The organism is Streptomyces sp. NPDC104202 (assembly GCF_055584185.1).
In genome coordinates this window covers 1-17960 of sequence record NZ_JBVJMN010000027.1, presented here as the reverse complement: position 1 = coordinate 17960, position 17960 = coordinate 1, and the positions used below count along the sequence as shown (strand labels likewise).

The following is a 17960-nucleotide window of genomic DNA, read 5'->3' as shown; positions in this document are numbered from 1 at the left end:
CCCCCGGCTCGCGCCGGGGGCCCGGATCAGCGGGCGTAGTACTCGACGACCAGCTGCTCGTCGCAGATGACCGGGATTTCCTTGCGGTTCGGGTCGCGGTCGAGGCGGAAGGCCAGGGCCTTCAGGTTGACCTGCAGGTAGCGCGGGGTCTCGCCGTCGGCGGCGAAGCCACCCTCACGGGCCATCTCGAACAGCGGCTTGGTGCGGCTGCGCTCGCGGACCATCACGACGTCGTCGGGACGGACGCGGAACGACGGCTTGTCGACCTTGCCACCGTTGACCTGGATGTGGCCGTGGACGACCATCTGGCGGGCCTGGTAGATGGTGCGGGCGATGCCCGAACGCAGGACCAGGGCGTCGAGGCGACGCTCGAGCTCGACGACCAGCGCCTCGCCCGTCTTGCCCTCGGCCTTCTTGGCGCGGTCGTAGGCACGCGCCATCTGGCGCTCGCTGATGTCGTACTGGGCGCGCAGACGCTGCTTCTCGAGCAGACGGACCTTGTAGTCCGAGTTCTGCTTGCGGCCACGGCCGTGCTCGCCCGGCGGGTAGGGGCGGGCCTCGAAGTACTTGACGGCCTTCGGGGTCAGCGCGATGCCGAGGGCACGCGACTTCTTGACCTTGGGACGGGACTGGTTCGGCATGAACCAACCTCTCTCATTGATGCGAAAACGGCTTCACCAGGGTTAGGGGAGGTCGCATCCGCAGCCGGGAAACCCGCCGGGTCCGTACGGGACGGACCGGAGGGCAGCCGCTCCCAGGTCTGGGCACATACGTGCAGCACGCGAACGACCCATCGCCGCTCCCGGGAACCCGGGTGGTGATGGGTGGCCCGCGACACCTTCGAAGGTGCGCGACGCTCCTGGAAACCCCGCCCGAGGGCCGGGTCTCCCGCTGACTGTCCCGCTCTGGTGTGCCGACCGGGGCCGGACACGGGACGCAGCAATCCCGACCAGTGTACCGGCTCCGCGAGGTCGTCCCGCACGGGGTCCGGCGGGCTCAGCCGCAGGCGGCCAGCAGCTCCCGGACGGCCGCCTTCTCCGGCGGGGAGACCGTCAGGCCGTACCTCGCCTTGATCCCGGTCCAGCGCCGGCCGTACTCGCACCGGTAGGCCGTGCGCGGCGGCGTCCACCTGTCCGGTGTGAGGCTGCTCTTCTCCTGGTTCGTCCGCTTGTCGGTGGCGAGGAGCACGTCCAGGTCGTTGGCGAAGCGCAGCCGCCGCTCGGGGGTCCACGCCCAGGCGCCGGCCCGCCAGGCCGCGCCGAGGGCGACGACGTGGTCGGTCTGGATCTGCGAGGCCCTGCGGTACGTGTACGGCAGCCGTTGCCCGGTGTACGGGTCGTCCAGCACCCCCGACAGCACCACGCACGGGTCGCGGTCGCCGAGCCGCACGTCCTTCAGGTCCCGGCGCAGCACGTCGTCCCGGGTGTCGCAGCCGTTGCGCCCGCCGGGGGCGTCGGTCGCGTCGGACCAGCCGTCCCCGAACTTCTCCCGCCGGTAGGTCCGCCCGTGCTCGCCCCGGGCGACCTTCAGCGCGGCCAGCTGGGTGCGGGCCTGCGCGGCGGTCGGCGGGAAGCCGGGAGTGACGAGCGGGACGGCGGAGGCGCCCGGACGCTCCGGCGTCCGCGCGCCGGCGCCGCACCCGACGAGCGCCGCACCGACGAGGACCAGGCAACCGACCGCACGGATCATGGGATGAGCCTAGGGCCTGTCGTCACAATCCCCTCGTTGCCCGAAGGGCGGCCCTGCGGCGTCTGGTGCGTGCTCTCGGTGTGCCGGGTGGAAGTGCTCGTACGGGACGTACTCGCGCTTTCGCCCGGTGCGGCGAGAGCGCGTGCCAGGCGTCGCGGGGCAGAGGGGATTTTGACGACAGGCCCTAGGGGGTGTCCTGCCGATCAGGCCGTATCGGCGAGCCGCGGAGCCGGACCCCGCGAGCCCGGCCCGATCGGGGAGCGGGGCCGTGTCAGCCGCCGCCCCGCAGCCGCTCGCGGACGCGCTCCACCACGTCGGCGTACCGCGCCTCGGCGCCGTAGCGGGTGGGTTCGTAGTACCGGCGGCCGTGGAGGGCGTCCGGGGCGTACTGCTGGGCGGCGATGCCGCCGGGGACGTCGTGCGGGTAGACGTACCCCTGGGCGTGGCCGAGCTTGGCCGCGCCCTTGTAGTGGCCGTCGCGCAGGTGCGCCGGGACGGTGCCCACCAGGCCGCCCCGCACGTCGGCGAGGGCGGCGCCGATCGCGGTCGTCGCCGCGTTGGACTTGGGGGCCAGCGCCAGGGCGATGGTGGCGTGGCTCAGGGTGAGGGCCGCCTCGGGGAAACCGATCATGGCGACGGCCTGGGCGGCGGCGACGGCGGTCGGCAGGGCGTGCGGGTCGGCGAGGCCGATGTCCTCGCTCGCGGAGATCATCAGCCGCCGGGCGATGAAGCGCGGGTCCTCCCCCGCCTCGATCATCCGGGCCAGGTAGTGCAGCGCCGCGTCGACGTCGGAGCCGCGGATCGACTTGATGAGGGCGCTGGCCACGTCGTAGTGCTGGTCGCCGTCCCGGTCGTACGTCACGGCGGCGCGGTCGACGGTCTCCTCGACGGTCTGGAGGGTGATCTCCGGCTCGCCCTTGGCGATGGCGGCGCCGGCGGCCGCCTCCAGGGCGGTGAGGGCGCGTCGGGCGTCGCCGCCGGCGACCCGCAGCAGGTGGGCCTCGGCGTCCTCCGGCAGTGTGACGGCGCCCCCGAGCCCGCGCTCGCCCGTCAGGGCGCGGGCCATCAGCCCGCTCAGGTCCTCGTCGGTCAGCGGCTCCAGGGTGAGGAGCAGCGAGCGGGAGAGGAGGGGCGAGATGACGGAGAAGTAGGGGTTCTCGGTGGTGGCGGCGATCAGCGTCACCCAGCGGTTCTCGACGGCCGGCAGGAGGGAGTCCTGCTGGGCCTTGGAGAAGCGGTGGATCTCGTCGAGGAAGAGGACGGTCTCCTTGCCGTATCCGCCGACCGCGCGGCGGGCTCCGTCGATGACGGCCCGGACCTCCTTGACGCCCGCGGTGATGGCGGAGAGCTCCACGAAGCGCTTGTCGGTCGCCTTCGAGACGACGTACGCCAGGGTGGTCTTGCCGATGCCCGGTGGGCCCCAGAGGATCACCGAGGAGGCGCCGGCCGGGCCGCCGTCGCCGTCGCCGACGAGCCGGCGCAGCGGCGAGCCGGGCTTGAGCAGGTGCTGCTGGCCCACCACCTCGTCGAGGGTGCGGGGGCGCATCCGGACGGCCAGCGGACTGCCGGCCGGGTCCTTCTCCTGGCGGTCTTCGGCTGCTGCGGTAAAGAGGTCGGGCTCCACAGTCATGAAGCCTAGGTCACCGCACCGACAGCGCGGCCTCCGTCAGCCGGTCCAGAAGTCCCACCAGCGGGTCAGGATCAGCATGCCGATGATCCCGATGTGGAGGACGGGCAGGACCCAGGTGAACTCGCCGAAGAAGGTCCGCAGGGCGCGGGGGGCGGGGAGGACGCCGGTGCGGACGTTGTGCGAGGTCACGTACCAGAACATGACGATGGTGGCGACCCAGGCCAGGCAGCACCAGAGGCAGAGCGAGTTGATCTCGTACAGCGACTGGTACGTCAGCCAGGCGCACAAGCCGACGCCGAACAGGGTGCCGGCGTTGAGGCCGAGCCAGTACCAGCGGCGGTAGCGGGCTCCGGCGAGCAGGGCCACGCCGATCGCGATGACCATGGCGTACGTCACGAGGCCGAGCATGGGGTTGGGGAAACCGAAGACCGAGGCCTGCTCGCTCTTCATGATGTTGCCGCACGACACGATCGGGTTGAGGCTGCACCCCGGGGTGAAGTCGGGGTCCTCCAGGAGCTTGATCTTGTCGATCGTGATGACCCAGGCGGCGAGCAGGCCGGCCGCCCCGGTGATCACGAGCAGCCAGGCGAAGGCCCGGCTCGCCCCGATCGTGCCGTCGCCGTCCCGGCCGGACGCGGTCTCTTCCACCGCTGCCTTCGTCATGTCGCCTGGTTTCCCTCGTTCGCGGGCCTTGTGGGCAGGGTCATTCTGCAACACCTGTCCTGCTCCGCACCGTTCGCTGGGCATAAGGACGGGGCCCGGACCACCGTGGTGGTCCGGGCCCCGTCCGCGCGTGCGGGCCGGTCAGGCCAGCCTGGCCCTGACCGCGTCGACGAGGCCGTCGACCGGGACGGCCTGCTGCTCGCCGGACTCCATGTCCTTGAGCTGGACGACGCCCTCGGCGAGGTCGCGCTCGCCGGCGACGACGGCGAGGCGGGCGCCCGACCGGTTGGCGTCCTTCATGGCGCCCTTGAGGCCCTTGCCGCCGAAGGAGAAGTCGGCGGCGACGCCCTCCCGGCGCAGCTCGGTGACCTTGCCGAAGAGCAGACGGCGGGCCTCGTCGCCGATGGCCACGGCGAAGACGCTGGTCGCGGCGGGGATGTCGAGCTCGACGCCCTCCGCCTCCAGGGCGAGGACCGTGCGGTCCACGCCGAGCGCCCAGCCCACGGACGGCAGCGCGGGGCCGCCGATCATCTCGGAGAGGCCGTCGTAGCGGCCGCCGCCGCCGACCGCCGACTGCGAGCCGAGACCGTCGTGGACGAACTCGAAGGTGGTGCGGGTGTAGTAGTCGAGGCCGCGGACCAGCTTGGCGTCGTCCTCGAAGACGACGCCCGCCGCGGTGATGAGGGCGCGCACCTCCTCGTGGTACGCCTTGCACGCGTCGCACAGGTAGTCGCGCAGGAGCGGCGCGCCGACCAGCTGCTTCTGGACGGCCTCTCGCTTGTCGTCGAGGACGCGCAGCGGGTTGATCTCGATGCGGCGGCGGGTCTCGTCGTCGAGGTCGAGGGCACGGAGGAAGTCCTGGAGCGCCTCGCGGTAGACGGGGCGGCACTCCTTGTCGCCGAGCGAGTTCAGCAGGATCCGGAAGTTCCGCAGACCGAGCGAGCGGTACGCCTGGTCGGCCAGGATGATCAGCTCGGCGTCGAGCGCCGGGTCCTCGGCGCCGATCGCCTCGGCACCGACCTGCGAGAAGTGGCGGTAGCGGCCCTTCTGCGGGCGCTCGTAGCGGTAGTACGAGCCGGAGTACCAGAGCTTGACCGGCAGGTTGCCCTGCTTGTGGAGGTTGGACTCCAGGGCGGCGCGCAGCACGGAGGCGGTGCCCTCGGGACGCAGGGCGAGCTTGTCGCCGCCCTTGGTCTCGAAGGCGTACATCTCCTTGCTGACGATGTCGGTGGACTCGCCGACGCCGCGGGCGAAGAGGTTCACGTCCTCGAAGCCGGGGGTCTCGACGTAGCCGTAGCCGGACGTCCGCAGCGGCTCCGCGATCGCGTCGCGGACCGCGAGGTACTTGGCGGAGAAGGGCGGGATCAGGTCGTACGTGCCCTTGGGGGCCTTGAAGGTGCTCACGGGGTTCTCGTCACATTCCTCGTCGGGGAGCCTTCGTGCTCCCGAGGCCGGCCGCCACGTCCCGCAGGTACGGGTTGGTGGCGCGCTCCTGGCCGATGGTCGTCTGGGGACCGTGTCCCGACAGCACCACGGTCGAGTTGTCGAGCGGCAGGCACACACGGGCCAGCGAAGCGAGCATCTCGTCCATGTCACCGCCGGGAAGGTCGGTGCGTCCGATGGAGCCGGCGAACAGGAGGTCGCCCGAGAAGAACACGGAGGGGATCTCCGTGGTCTCGGGCATCCTGAAGGTCACCGACCCCTTGGTATGACCGGGCGCGTGGGCGACGGAGAAGTCGAGACCGGCGAGCTTGAGCTCGGCGCCGTCGGTGAGCTCGCGCACGTCGTCGGGCTCCCCCACGGTCAGCTCGCCCATGAGGGGCATCCCGATGGAGCGGCCGAGGGCCTTCTCCGGGTCGCTCATCATGTAGCGGTCGGACGGGTGGATCCACGCGGGGACGTCATGGGCGCCGCACACCGGGACGACGGAGGCGACGTGGTCGATGTGTCCATGGGTCAGGACGACGGCGACGGGCTTGAGCCGATGCTTCTTCAGCGTCTCCTCGACACCCTGGGCGGCCTGGTGGCCCGGGTCGATGATCACGCACTCCTCGCCTGCGGCGGGGGCGACCAGATAGCAATTGGTCCCCCAGGCCCCGGCGGGGAACCCGGCAATCAGCACGTTCGTCCTTAGATGTCGTCCGGCACGGGGGCGCGGAACTCGCGGAAAACACGGAATGCGGCAGATCAGAGCCTACCGGCGGTGCCGGTTCCACAGCCAACCCGTATACCGTACGGGCACATCCGGCCAGGACAGGAACAGACGAGCGACGAGGAGCGGACCCGGTGGTCACCAGCGATCAGCGGCGGCGGCAGCTTGCCAGGGAGAAGTACGCACGGCAGCAGCAGCGGCGGGAGGAGAACCGGCGCAAGGCGAAGCGCCGCAACACCGTCATCGCCGCGGCCCTCGCGGTGGTGGTGGCCGCGGGCGGCGCGGTCTACGCCTCCGTGGCACTGACGGACGGCACGGACAAGGGCGCGGACAACACGGCGAGCGACGCGCCGACCTCGGCCGCGCCCACGCCGACCCCGACCCAGGCGGCGAGCCCCGAGCCGAAGCTCACCGTGGACACGAAGGCCACCTACGCGATGTCCCTCGCGACCGACGAGGGCGACATCACGATCACCATGGACGCGTCGAAGACGCCGCGCACGGTGAACTCCTTCGCGTACCTCGCGGGCAAGAAGTACTTCGACGGGACCAAGTGCCACCGGCTCACCACCCAGGGCATCTACGTGCTCCAGTGCGGTGACCCCAAGGGCGACGGCACCGGCGGCCCGGGCTACACCATCCCGGACGAGAACCTGGACTCGCTGGGCAAGGCCGGCGCGGACGGCTCGGTCACCTTCCCGGCCGGCACCGTCGCCATGGCCAACACCGGGCAGCCGGGCACCGGCGGATCGCAGTTCTTCCTGGTCTACAAGGACACCAAGCTGCCCCCGAGCTACACCCCGTTCGGGAAGATCGACGCGGCCGGGCTCAAGGCGGTCCAGGACGTGGCCGCGGCCGGTGTCGAGGGCGGCGCGGGGGACGGCGCCCCGAAGAAGCCCGTCACCATCGAGAAGGCCACCGTCGCGAAGAAGTGAGCCGGGGCGTCCGCACGCACGCGTGACCGTGGAATCTCGGTCGCGCTGAGTGCGGACAGCCGGGCCGCGATTCGCCTAGATTGGCGTTGTGCAGCGTGGGCCGTCGGCCGCGCTGCGGATGGCGGGCGAGGCCCGCCGGGAAACTGTGGACGATGCCCGGGGGGTACGACCCCGCGACGGCATCATGGTGAGGAGGCGCTGTGAGCAGCGACCCGTGGGGCCGCGTCGACGAGACGGGCACCGTGTACGTGCGGACGGCCGAGGGCGAGAAGGTCGTCGGATCGTGGCAGGCCGGCACCCCTGAGGAGGCCCTGGCCTACTTCGAGCGCAAGTACGAGGGCCTGGTGGTCGAGATCGGCCTCCTCGAGAAGCGCGTGAGGACCACCGACCTCTCGGCGAAGGACGCCACGACGGCGATCGAGCACATCCGCCAGCAGGTCAACGAGCACCACGCCGTCGGCGACCTGGCCGCGCTCGCCGCCCGGCTGGACAAGCTCGTCGAGGCGGTCGACTCGCGCCGCGAGGAGCGCAAGGCCCAGAAGGCGAAGCAGACCGACGAGGCCCGCTCCGCCAAGGAGAAGCTCGTCACCGAGGCCGAGGAACTGGCCCAGAGCGAGCAGTGGCGTTCGGCCGGTGAGCGGCTGCGCGCGCTCGTCGACACCTGGAAGGGCCTGCCCCGGCTCGACCGCAAGTCGGACGACGAGCTGTGGCACCGCTTCTCGCACGCCCGCTCGGCGTTCTCGAAGCGCCGCAAGGCCCACTTCGCCTCGCTGGACGCCCAGCGCGAGGACGCCCGCAAGGCCAAGGAGCGTCTGGTCGCCGAGGCGGAGTCGCTGTCGAACTCCACCGACTGGGGCGCCACCGCCGCGCGCTACCGCGACCTGATGACCGAGTGGAAGGCCGCCGGCCGCGCCCAGCGCGAGCACGAGGACGACCTGTGGAACCGCTTCCGCGGCGCGCAGGACGTCTTCTTCGCGGCGCGCGGCGAGGTCTTCGCCGAGCGGGACGCGGAGCAGACCGAGAACCTCAAGGCCAAGGAGGAGCTCGCGACCGAGGCCGAGAAGCTCGTCCCGGTGACGGACCTGAAGGCGGCCCGCGCGGCCTTCCGTTCCCTCAACGAGCGCTGGGAGGCCATCGGCCACGTCCCGCGGGACGCCCGTCCCAAGGTCGAGGGCCGGATGCACGGCGTGGAGCGGGCCATCCAGGAGGCCGAGGAGTCCGAGTGGCGCCGGACGAACCCGGAGGCGCGCGCGCGTGCCGCGGGTCTGACCGGTCAGCTCCAGGACGCCGTGGAGAAGCTGCGCAAGCAGATCGACGCGGCCCGCGCCGCCGGCAACGACGCCAAGGCCGACAAGCTCGCCCGCGAGCTGGAGGGCCGTCAGGCCCTGCTCGACCAGGCCCTGAAGGGCCTGGAGGAGTTCGGCGGCTGAGACCCACCCGTCCGGCCGACGCCGTGACCGTACGAGGAAGGCCCCCCGGCATCGCGCCGGGGGGCCTTCCTCGTGCTCGGCTCCGGGGCTCTCGGGCCCCGGAGCGACCGCGCTACGGCCTGCGGGCCGAGGTGACGCGGTAGACGTCGTAGACGCCCTCCACGCCCCGCACCGCCTTCAGGACGTGGCCCAGGTGCTTCGGGTCGCCCATCTCGAAGGTGAAGCGGGAGGTGGCCACCCGGTCGCGGGAGGTCTGGACGGCCGCCGAGAGGATGTTGACGTGCTGGTCGGACAGGACCCGGGTGACGTCGGAGAGCAGCCGGGACCGGTCGAGGGCCTCCACCTGGATGGCGACGAGGAAGACCGAGGACTGGGTCGGGGCCCACTCGACCTCCAGGATCCGCTCCGGCTCCCGGGAGAGGGACTCCACGTTGACGCAGTCGCTGCGGTGAACCGATACGCCACTGCCGCGGGTGACGAATCCGATGATCGGGTCGCCGGGGACGGGGGTGCAGCAGCGGGCCAGCTTCACCCAGACGTCGTCGACGCCCTTGACGACGACACCGGGGTCGGCGCTGGAGCGGCGCTTGGAGCGGCCCCGGGTCGGCGGCGCGGCCTCGTCGATGTCCTCGGTGGCGGCCTCCTCGCCGCCCAGCGCCTGGACCAGCTTCTGCACGATCGACTGGGCGGTGACGTGGCCCTCGCCGATCGCCGCGTACAGCGAGGAGATGTCCGCGTAGCGCAGCTCGTGGGCGAGGGTGACGAGCGAGTCGCCGGTGAGGATGCGCTGGATCGGCAGGTTCTGCTTGCGCATGGCCCGCGCGATGGCGTCCTTGCCCTGCTCGATGGCCTCGTCGCGGCGTTCCTTGGAGAACCAGGCGCGGATCTTGTTGCGGGCGCGCGGCGACTTGACGAAGCCGAGCCAGTCGCGGGAGGGACCGGCGCCGGCGGCCTTGGAGGTGAAGACCTCGACCAGGTCGCCGTTGTCGAGGGTCGATTCGAGCGGCACGAGCCGTCCGTTGACCCGCGCTCCTATCGTCCGGTGGCCGACCTCGGTGTGGACGGCGTACGAGAAGTCGACGGGGGTGGCCCCGGCCGGCAGCGCGATGACGTCGCCCTTGGGCGTGAAAACAAAGACCTCGTTGCGGGAGAGGTCGAAGCGCAGGGACTCCAGGAACTCGCTGGGGTCCTCGGTCTCCTTCTGCCAGTCGAGGAGCTGGCGCAGCCACGCCATGTCGTTGAGGTGGTCGTCCTTGCCGGCCTTCTTGGGCACGTCGGCGCGGACCTTGGAGGCGCCGGCGACGGCCTCCTGCTTGTACTTCCAGTGGGCGGCGATGCCGTACTCGGCGCGCCGGTGCATGTCGAAGGTGCGGATCTGGAGCTCGACCGGCTTGCCGTTGGGTCCGATGACCGTCGTGTGCAGCGACTGGTACATGTTGAACTTCGGCATCGCGATGTAGTCCTTGAACCGGCCGGGGACCGGGTTCCATCGCGCGTGGACGGTGCCGAGCGCCGCGTAGCAGTCGCGGACGGTGTCCACGAGGACGCGGATGCCGACCAGGTCGTAGATCTCCGCGAAGTCCCGGCCGCGGACGATCATCTTCTGGTAGACGCTGTAGTAGTGCTTGGGGCGGCCGGTGACGGTCGCCTTGATCCGGGCGGCGCGCAGGTCGGTCTGGACCTCGTCGGTCACTATCGCGAGGTACTCGTCCCGCTTGGGGGCGCGCTCGGCGACGAGCCGGACGATCTCGTCGTACATCTTGGGGTAGAGGATCGCGAAGGCGAGGTCCTCCAGCTCCCACTTGATGGTGTTCATGCCCAGGCGGTGGGCCAGGGGCGCGTAGATCTCGAGGGTCTCGCGGGCCTTCTTCTCCTGCTTCTCCCGCTTGAGGTAGCGCATGGTGCGCATGTTGTGCAGGCGGTCGGCGAGCTTGATGACCAGGACGCGGGGGTCCTTCGCCATGGCCACGACCATCTTGCGGACGGTCTCGGCCTGGGCGGCCTCGCCGAACTTGACCTTGTCGAGCTTGGTGACGCCGTCGACGAGGAGCGCGACCTGGTCGCCGAAGTCGCGGCGGAGGGTCTCCAGGCCGTACTCGGTGTCCTCGACGGTGTCGTGCAGCAGGCCGGCCATCAGGGTCGCCGGGTCCATGCCGAGCTCGGCGAGGATGGTCGTCACGGCGAGCGGGTGCGTGATGTACGGGTCGCCGCTCTTGCGCTTCTGGCCGCGGTGCCAGCGCTCGGCGACCTGGTAGGCGTGCTCGACCTGCCGGAGGGTGGCCGTCTCGATCTTGGGGTCGTTGGAGCGCACGATCCGCAGCAGCGGTTCGAGGACCGGGTTGTACGGGGAGGAGCGCTGGACTCCGAGGCGGGCGAGGCGGGCGCGGACGCGGTTGGACGAGCCGCCGGAGCGGGCGGGCGCGGCCGGTGCCGGCCGGGTCGTCGAGGCCGGCGCGGGCGCCGGCGTGGGCGCCTCGGGCGCGGGCCCGGTCTCCGCCGGCTTGTTCTGGGGCGTGCCGGTTCCCTGCGCGGCCTGGTCGGCCTTCGGGTCGGGCTGCGCGGCGGAGAGTGACTGGGCCTCGTCTGGCAAGAGCGCTCCTCGTGCGGTGCCGGGTCCCCCGGTCAGGCCCGGAAAGGCCATGGTATCGAGCCACGAGGCCGGATGCGCACGCGGTGGCCGTCACCCCGGGGAGGGGGCGCACTCCGGCGGGGACGAAACGCGCGCACCGGGCCCCGTACCGGGTCACAGGGGAGAACGACGGGGGCGCCCCGGGGATTCCCCGGAGCGCCCCCGTGCACGGGCCGTGGTGTCAGACCGTGATCAGTGCCTTGAGCGGTGCGCCGTCCAGCGCGGGCTCCAGCCGGGCGCGGCCCGGGAGGAAGCCCAGTTCCATCAGGACCGCGACGCCCGCCACCTCGGCGCCGGCGCGGCGGATGAGCTCGATCGAGGCCTCGGCCGTGCCTCCGGTGGCGAGGACGTCGTCGATGACCATGACGCGGTCGCCCGCAACCAGGTCCTCGGCGTGCACCTCGATCTCGGCGGTGCCGTACTCCAGCTCGTACGCCTGGCTGAGCGTGGCCCCGGGGAGCTTGCCGGCCTTGCGGACCGGGATGAACCCCAGGCCCGCGCGGACGGCGACGGGGGCGGCCAGGATGAAGCCGCGGGCCTCCAGGCCGACGATCTTCGTCGCGCCGTGCGCGGTGCACAGCCCGGCGAGGACGTCGGTGAGGGCCGTGAACGCCGCCGGGTCCGCGAGCAGCGGCGTGATGTCCTTGAACAGCACGCCCGGCTTCGGGTAGTCGGGGACGTCGCGGATGCGGCTGAGCAGGAGTGCGGTGACGTCCTGGGCCTCGGCGGTCATCCTCGGTGCTCCCGGGTGCCGCGGCGGCCGGCGCGGGGGCCCACGACGGCGGTCTCGGCCTCGGCGGACGGGCCGTCCGTGCCGTCCTCCGACTCGCCCTTGGCCGCGGCGCTCGCGCGCTTGGCCATGATGCGCTTCTTCAGGGCCCGGATCGCCGGCTCGCGCTCCTTGAGGTCGGCGACCAGCGGGGTGGCGATGAAGATCGAGGAGTACGCGCCGGCGGCGAGACCCACGAACAGCGACAGCGAGATGTCGTTCAGCATGCCGGCGCCGAGGACGCCGCCACCGATGAAGAGCAGGCCGGCGACCGGCAGCAGCGCGACGACGGTGGTGTTGATCGAACGGACCAGGGTGCCGTTGATCGAGCGGTTGGCCAGCTCGCTGTAGGTGAAGCGGGTCTGCTTGGTGATGTCCTTCGTCTGCTCCTTGAGCGAGTCGAAGACCACGACCGTGTCGTACAGCGAGTAACCGAGGATCGTCAGCAGACCGATGACCGTACCGACCGTGACCTCGAACCCGACCAGCGAGTAGATGCCGACGGTGATCGTGAGGTCGTGGATGAGGGCGATCAGTGCCGCGACCGCCATTCTCCACTCGAAGGCGATGGCCAGGTAGATCACCACGAGGATCATGAAGACCCCCAGGCCGGTCCACGCCTTGTTGGCGATCTGCTCGCCCCAGCTGGGACCGACCAGCTCGGCCGCGATCTTGTCCTCGGGGACGCCCAGGTCCTTCGAGAGCTCCCCGCGGACCTTGTCGGACTGCGCGGTGTCGAGGCCGCCGATCTGGATGCGCAGGGAGCCGTTGCCGAGCTGCTGGACGATCGCGTCGTGGCCGGAGGCCTCTTCCGCGTACTCCTGCGCCTGGCTGACGGAGACCTCCGACTTCGGGGTGGTGAAGACGGCGCCGCCCTGGAACTCGATGCCCATGTTGAGGCCGCGGACGGCCAGGGCGACGATGGCGGTGATGGTGATCAGGATGGACAGGCCATACCAGATCTTGCGGTTGCCGATGAAGTCGTAACCGACCTCACCGCGGTGGAGCCGGGCGCCGAGATCGCCGAGCTTCGACATCTCACGCCTCCTTCGCGTCGACGGGGGCGTGGGCACGGCGGGTGCGGCGCAGCGGCGGCTGGGCACCGAGGCGCTTCGGGTCCAGGCCGGACCAGGCGTGGCCGTTCCCGAAGAACTTGGTCCGCGCCAGGAGCGTCATGACCGGCTTGGTGAAGAGGAACACCACGACGATGTCGAGCAGGGTGGTCAGGCCGAGCGTGAACGCGAAGCCCTGGACCTTGCCGACGGTGACGATGAAGAGCACGGCCGCGGCGAGGAACGACACGAAGTCGGAGACCATGATCGTGCGTCGGGCACGCGGCCAGGCGCGCTCGACGGCCGGGCGGAGCGTGCGGCCCTCGCGGAGCTCGTCACGGATGCGTTCGAAGTAGACGATGAACGAGTCCGCGGTGATGCCGATGGCGACGATGGCGCCGCAGACGGCCGGCAGGTTCAGCGCGAAGCCGATGGCCGGGCCGAGGAGGGCCATGATCACGTATGTGAGGAGCGCCGAGACGCCGAGGCTGAGGATGGCGATCAGCGACAGGCCGCGGTAGTAGGCGACCAGGTAGATGATGACCAGCGCCAGGCCGATGGCGCCCGCGATGAGGCCCGCCTCCAGCTGGTCGCCGCCGAGGGCGGCGGTGACGGTGTCGACGCTCTGCGTCTCGAACGTCAGGGGCAGGGCGCCGTACGACAGGATGTTGCCGAGGTCCTGCGCCGACTGCTGGTTGAAGTTGCCGGAGATCTCCGCGCTGGCGCTCAGCGTCTGGCGGACCGACGGGGCCGAGACGACCTCGCCGTCCAGGACGATCGCGAAGCGGTTCTGCGGGTCGGTCTGCGCCGACAGCTTGCCGGTGATCGCCTGGAACTTCTTCGAACCCGCGTCCGTGAAGTCCATGGTCACGATCCACATGCCGCGCTGCTGGTCGAGGACGCCCTTGGCGTCGTCGACGTCACGGCCCTCGACCTCGGCCGGGCCCAGGAGGTATTTCGACCACACGCCGGGGGCGTCCTCGCCACAGGCGACGGTCGGCTCGGCGGGCTTGACGCCCTGGCCGGCCGCGGCGCGCTGCTTGGGGTCGAGGCAGTTCAGGGCGGTGAACTTCTTCTCCAGCGCCGCGGTGGCGGCGTCGGGCGTCGGGGTCGCCGAGGGAGTGCCGCTCGCCTTGGGGGTCGCGGAGGACGAGCCGGTCGCGGTGGGCGTCGGGCTCGGGGCCTTGAGGGCCTCGGTGAGCGCGCGGCCCTGGGTGGAGGCGGTGGCCGTCGGCGTGGCCGACTTCTCGCCCGCGGTGGTGCCGGTGGCGGAGGCGGACGGCTTCGGGCTGCCCGTGGCGCTGCCCGAGGGCGTGGCGCTCGGGGCGGCCTGCGGAGCACCGTTCGTCACGGCGAGAACGGGCCGGAAGTAGAGCTGGGCGGTGGTACCGACCTGCTCACGGGCCTGCTTCTCGTTCGTCCCGCGAGGGATGTTGACGATGATGTTCTCGCGGCCCTGCGTCTGGACCTCGGCCTCGGAGACACCCAGACCGTTGACGCGGCGCTCGATGATGCCGACCGCCGTGTTCATGTTGGTCTCGTTGACCGCCGACTCCTGGCCGGGCTCGGCCTTGGCCTTCAGCGTGATCGACGTACCGCCGGCGAGGTCGATGCCGAGGCGCGGGGTGGTGTGCCCCGACCAGAACATCCCGCCGGTGAGCGCGACCATGGCGATCAGGATGAGTGCCAGGGCGCGGCCCGGACGGCTCTGTCCCCCCGCCGGCCTTCGGCCCTTCTTCGGTGCTGCCACCTGTCGTATCTCCCTGTCCAACCGTCCCGCGCCGGGTGTGCGCGGGACGGCCACGAAGTGTGTGTGGGGACCTGCCCCCGCAGACGTGGAACCGTTCCGGGGACCGCGCTCGCCGGTCGGGCGTGCGCGCGGTCCCCGGCCGCGACTACTTCGCGTCGGTCTCGCCGTCGGCCTTGCCGTCCTTCTTGCCCTCGGTGGCGTCCTCGGCCGCGTCCGACTTCTTGGTCAGATCGGCCTTCGGCGCCGCGTCGGCCGTGGCGTCCGCGTCCTTCTCCGTGTCCTCGGCGGTCTCGGTCAGCGAGGAGGCGTCGTCGGGAACGACGGTGCCGGAGTCCGGCTCCTCCTCGTCGCCGTGGACGATGCGGTTGTACTCGGCGTCCGGGAGGACCGCGCCGATGGCGTTCTTGGCGTAGACCGCGTGCACGCCGGGGGCGACCTCGAGGAGGACGGTCTCGTCGCCGATCTCCTTGACCGTGGCGTACATCCCCCCGATCGTCCGTACGCCGGTGCCGGGCTGCATCTCGTCGCGCATCTGCGCCGCCGCCTGCTGCTTCTTCTTGGCGGAGCGGGTCATCAGGAACATGGCCCCGATGAGGACGATGAAGGGGAGGAGGGTCACGATGTTCACGGGACGGGTTTCCTTCGCATGGTCGCGGAGAACCCGCGGCCTGATCTTCGGGGGTGGGCGCGCCGACCGGAAAGGGCGGCATCGGCGGAGTCTAGGCGAGTCCGCATCGATGGAACAACGTCCAGCATCGCACCCTGGTTCCTGTGCGGGCGAGTGTCCGCGCTGTCACGCCCCGAAGAGCCCCTGTTGTCCGCTTCCGTGTGCTCCCGGGCCCGCTGCCTGCGGCGGAACCAGTCCGAGGTGCGCCCATGCCGCGGGAGTGGCTACCCGGCCACGGGGCGTACGGGCCAGCAGTCCCTCGCGGACGAGGAAGGGCTCGGCGACCTCCTCGACGGTCTCGCGCTCCTCCCCCACGGCGACGGCGAGGGTGGAGAGCCCGACCGGTCCGCCGCCGAAGAGCTTGAGAAGGGCCTCCAGGACGGCGCGGTCGAGCCGGTCGAGGCCACGGCTGTCGACCTCGTACACCCCGAGGGCGATCTCGGCGATCTCCCGGGTGATCACTCCGTCCGCCTTGACCTGTGCGTAGTCCCGGACGCGGCGCAGCAGACGGTTGGCGATGCGGGGGGTGCCGCGGGAGCGGCCGGCGATCTCGGCGGCTCCGGCCGGGTCGATGGCGACGTCGAGCAGGCCGGCGGAGCGGTGGATGACGCGCTGGAGCTCGCCCGGGTCGTAGAACTCCATGTGGGCGGTGAAGCCGAAGCGGTCGCGCAGCGGGGGCGGCAGCAGGCCGGCCCGGGTGGTGGCGCCGACCAGGGTGAACGGCGGCAGGTCCAGGGGGATGGCGGTGGCTCCGGGCCCCTTGCCGACGATGACGTCGACGCGGAAGTCCTCCATCGCCATGTAGAGCATCTCCTCGGCGGGCCGCGACATCCGGTGGATCTCGTCGAGGAAGAGGATCTCGCCCTCCTGGAGGGAGGAGAGGATCGCGGCGAGGTCGCCGGCGTGCTGGATGGCGGGGCCGGAGGTGATGCGGATCGGCGCGTTCATCTCGGCCGCGATGATCATCGAGAGGGTCGTCTTGCCGAGGCCGGGGGCGCCGGAGAGCAGGACGTGGTCGGCGGTGGCACCACGCTGGAGGGCGGCCTTGAGGACCAGGTCGAGCTGCCGGCGGACCTTCTCCTGGCCGACGAACTCGCTGAGGTCCTTGGGGCGCAGCGCCGCCTCGACGGCCTGGTCGTCCCCCTCGGCGGAGGCGCCGACGATGCGCGCCTCGGCCTCGGGTGCCTCGGCGGTGATGTCGTCGTCCCAGTTCACGGTGGATGCCTTCTCGTTCGTACGGTCTGGCCGGCGGTGCGGCGGGCAGCGGGTCAGCGGGTGCGGTTGAGGGTCTGCAGGGCGGCACGGAGCAGCTGCGGCACGGGCGCGCTGCCGGTCTCGGCGAGGGCGGCCTCGGCCTGCGGGGCGACGGCGGCGACGGCCTCCTCCGCCTCGCGGCTCGCGTAGCCCAGGCCGATCAGCGCGGCGGAGAGCTGCTCGGTCCAGGGGGCGGGACCGGCCGCGGCGCGCTGGGCGCCGACCAGGCCGCTGCTGCCCAGCGGGGCGCCGAGCTTGTCCTTCAGTTCGAGGAGGAGTTTCTGCGCGCCCTTCTTGCCGATGCCGGGGACGGCCATGAGGGCCTTCTCGTCGCCGGTGGAGACGGCGAGGCGCAGGGCGTCGGGGCTGTGCACGCCGAGCATGGCCTGCGCGAGGCGGGGGCCGACGCCGCTGGCGGTCTGGAGGAGCTCGAAGACCTGCCGCTCGTCGTCGTCGGCGAAGCCGTACAGCGTGAGGGAGTCCTCGCGGACGACCAGCGAGGTGGCGAGCCGGGCCTCCTGGCCGATCCTCAGTCCGGAGAGCGTGTTCGGCGTGCACTGGACGGCCATGCCCACGCCGCCGACCTCGATGACGGCGGTGGTGGGGGCGAGCGCGGCGACCGGGCCGCTGACGAAGGCGATCATCGGGTTCGGCCTTTCACTGCGGACGCCTGCTGGGCGACCGCCTGCTGGAGACGGTTCTGGGCGACGGCCTGCTGGAGGCGGTTCTGCGCGGGTGCCCGCCAGATGTGGCAGATGGCGAGGGCGAGGGCGTCGGCGGCGTCGGCCGGCTTGGGCGGGGCGGAGAGCCGCAGCAGGCGGGTCACCATGGCACCGACCTGGGCCTTGTCCGCGCGTCCGCTGCCGGTGACGGCGGCCTTGACCTCGCTGGGGGTGTGCAGCGCGACGGGGATGCCGCGCCGCGAGGCGCACAGCATCGCGACGGCGCTGGCCTGGGCCGTGCCCATCACCGTGCGCACGTTGTGCTGGGCGAACACCCGCTCGACGGCGACGAGTTCGGGCGAGAAGCGGTCGAGCCACTCCTCGATGCCGCGCTCGATGCCGACCAGCCGCAGGCCGATGTCCGCGTCCGCGGACGTCCGCACCACACCCACGCCGAGCATGGTGAGGGGCCGGCCGGCGACGCCCTCGACGACGCCGACGCCGCACCGGGTCAGCCCGGGGTCCACCCCGAGAACGCGCACTGTGCCCCTCCCTGGACCGCTGTCGCTCAACTGTTTGTGCAGGCTATCGGGTGCCACCGACAACGCAGCGGGGGGGGGGGGGGGGGGGGGGGTGTGTTGGTTTGTGTGGGGGGGGGGGTGGGGGGTAGCGATTTTC

16 protein-coding genes are annotated in these 17960 nt (G+C 71.6%); 2 read left to right on the top strand and 14 right to left on the bottom strand.

Going from position 1 to position 17960, the window contains the following annotated elements:
* Positions 1–26: 26 nt before the first annotated feature.
* From rpsD to ACZ60W_RS18885, 6 genes are all read right to left on the bottom strand, one after another.
* Entirely contained in the window at positions 27–641 is a 615-nt protein-coding gene (rpsD, locus tag ACZ60W_RS18910) for a 30S ribosomal protein S4 (protein ID WP_015032311.1), read from the bottom strand.
* 355 nt (positions 642–996) lie between these two features.
* Entirely contained in the window at positions 997–1689 is a 693-nt protein-coding gene (locus ACZ60W_RS18905) for an HNH endonuclease family protein (protein ID WP_469756452.1), read from the bottom strand.
* 271 nt (positions 1690–1960) lie between these two features.
* A complete protein-coding gene (locus ACZ60W_RS18900) occupies positions 1961–3313 on the bottom strand; it encodes a replication-associated recombination protein A (RefSeq protein WP_469756512.1) in 1353 nt (450 codons plus the stop codon).
* Between the two features lie 42 nt (positions 3314–3355).
* Complete coding sequence (locus tag ACZ60W_RS18895; RefSeq protein ID WP_469756451.1) at positions 3356–3982, bottom strand: vitamin K epoxide reductase family protein; 627 nt, start codon at positions 3980–3982, stop codon at positions 3356–3358.
* A 141-nt stretch (positions 3983–4123) separates the two neighbouring features.
* Positions 4124–5386: a histidine--tRNA ligase gene (hisS, locus tag ACZ60W_RS18890; protein WP_469756450.1), complete on the bottom strand. Its 1263-nt coding sequence runs from the start codon at positions 5384–5386 to the stop codon at positions 4124–4126.
* A gap of 10 nt (positions 5387–5396) precedes the next feature.
* The gene (locus ACZ60W_RS18885) at positions 5397–6104 is read right to left on the bottom strand and encodes an MBL fold metallo-hydrolase (protein WP_351824619.1); all 708 of its coding nucleotides are present in this window, start codon (positions 6102–6104) and stop codon (positions 5397–5399) included.
* Between the two features lie 164 nt (positions 6105–6268).
* On the opposite strand from ACZ60W_RS18885, the gene ACZ60W_RS18880 reads away from it, so the two are divergent.
* Both ACZ60W_RS18880 and ACZ60W_RS18875 read left to right on the top strand, forming a co-directional pair.
* Positions 6269–7069 (top strand): peptidylprolyl isomerase, encoded by an 801-nt coding sequence (locus ACZ60W_RS18880; RefSeq protein ID WP_469756449.1) that lies wholly within the window; start codon positions 6269–6271, stop codon positions 7067–7069.
* Positions 7070–7269: 200 nt separating this feature from the next.
* The gene (locus ACZ60W_RS18875) at positions 7270–8499 is read left to right on the top strand and encodes a DUF349 domain-containing protein (RefSeq protein WP_469756448.1); all 1230 of its coding nucleotides are present in this window, start codon (positions 7270–7272) and stop codon (positions 8497–8499) included.
* A 112-nt stretch (positions 8500–8611) separates the two neighbouring features.
* Here ACZ60W_RS18875 and ACZ60W_RS18870 read toward each other — a convergent pair whose 3' ends face one another.
* From ACZ60W_RS18870 to ruvC, 8 genes are all read right to left on the bottom strand, one after another.
* On the bottom strand, positions 8612–11089 hold the full coding sequence (locus tag ACZ60W_RS18870) for a RelA/SpoT family protein (protein WP_469756447.1): 2478 nt from the start codon (positions 11087–11089) through the stop codon (positions 8612–8614).
* A 220-nt stretch (positions 11090–11309) separates the two neighbouring features.
* A complete protein-coding gene (locus ACZ60W_RS18865) occupies positions 11310–11861 on the bottom strand; it encodes an adenine phosphoribosyltransferase (RefSeq protein WP_469756446.1) in 552 nt (183 codons plus the stop codon).
* The gene (secF, locus tag ACZ60W_RS18860; protein ID WP_469756445.1) at positions 11858–12934 is read right to left on the bottom strand and encodes a protein translocase subunit SecF; all 1077 of its coding nucleotides are present in this window, start codon (positions 12932–12934) and stop codon (positions 11858–11860) included. Before secF ends, ACZ60W_RS18865 begins: the two co-directional genes overlap by 4 nt.
* 1 nt (position 12935) lies before the next feature.
* Positions 12936–14699: a protein translocase subunit SecD gene (gene secD / locus ACZ60W_RS18855; RefSeq protein ID WP_469756444.1), complete on the bottom strand. Its 1764-nt coding sequence runs from the start codon at positions 14697–14699 to the stop codon at positions 12936–12938.
* Between the two features lie 145 nt (positions 14700–14844).
* Positions 14845–15327 carry a preprotein translocase subunit YajC gene (gene yajC, locus ACZ60W_RS18850; RefSeq protein ID WP_469756443.1) on the bottom strand — a complete coding sequence of 161 codons (483 nt, stop codon included), beginning with the start codon at positions 15325–15327 and terminating at the stop codon, positions 14845–14847.
* 165 nt (positions 15328–15492) lie between these two features.
* A complete protein-coding gene (ruvB, locus tag ACZ60W_RS18845) occupies positions 15493–16581 on the bottom strand; it encodes a Holliday junction branch migration DNA helicase RuvB (RefSeq protein WP_469756442.1) in 1089 nt (362 codons plus the stop codon).
* Between the two features lie 53 nt (positions 16582–16634).
* On the bottom strand, positions 16635–17264 hold the full coding sequence (gene ruvA / locus ACZ60W_RS18840; RefSeq protein ID WP_469756441.1) for a Holliday junction branch migration protein RuvA: 630 nt from the start codon (positions 17262–17264) through the stop codon (positions 16635–16637).
* A complete protein-coding gene (gene ruvC, locus ACZ60W_RS18835; RefSeq protein WP_469756440.1) occupies positions 17261–17824 on the bottom strand; it encodes a crossover junction endodeoxyribonuclease RuvC in 564 nt (187 codons plus the stop codon). Before ruvC ends, ruvA begins: the two co-directional genes overlap by 4 nt.
* Positions 17825–17960 lie beyond the last annotated feature (136 nt).

Bases quoted from the DNA above. Each gene is read 5' to 3' on its own strand.
- rpsD (WP_015032311.1), bottom strand. From the start codon at position 641: ATGCCGAACCAGTCCCGTCCCAAGGTCAAGAAGTCGCGTGCCCTCGGC.
- ACZ60W_RS18895 (WP_469756451.1), bottom strand. From the start codon at position 3,982: ATGACGAAGGCAGCGGTGGAAGAGACCGCGTCCGGCCGGGACGGCGAC.
- secF (WP_469756445.1), bottom strand. From the start codon at position 12,934: ATGTCGAAGCTCGGCGATCTCGGCGCCCGGCTCCACCGCGGTGAGGTC.
- ACZ60W_RS18865 (WP_469756446.1), bottom strand. From the start codon at position 11,861: ATGACCGCCGAGGCCCAGGACGTCACCGCACTCCTGCTCAGCCGCATC.
- ACZ60W_RS18905 (WP_469756452.1), bottom strand. From the start codon at position 1,689: ATGATCCGTGCGGTCGGTTGCCTGGTCCTCGTCGGTGCGGCGCTCGTC.
- ruvA (WP_469756441.1), bottom strand. From the start codon at position 17,264: ATGATCGCCTTCGTCAGCGGCCCGGTCGCCGCGCTCGCCCCCACCACC.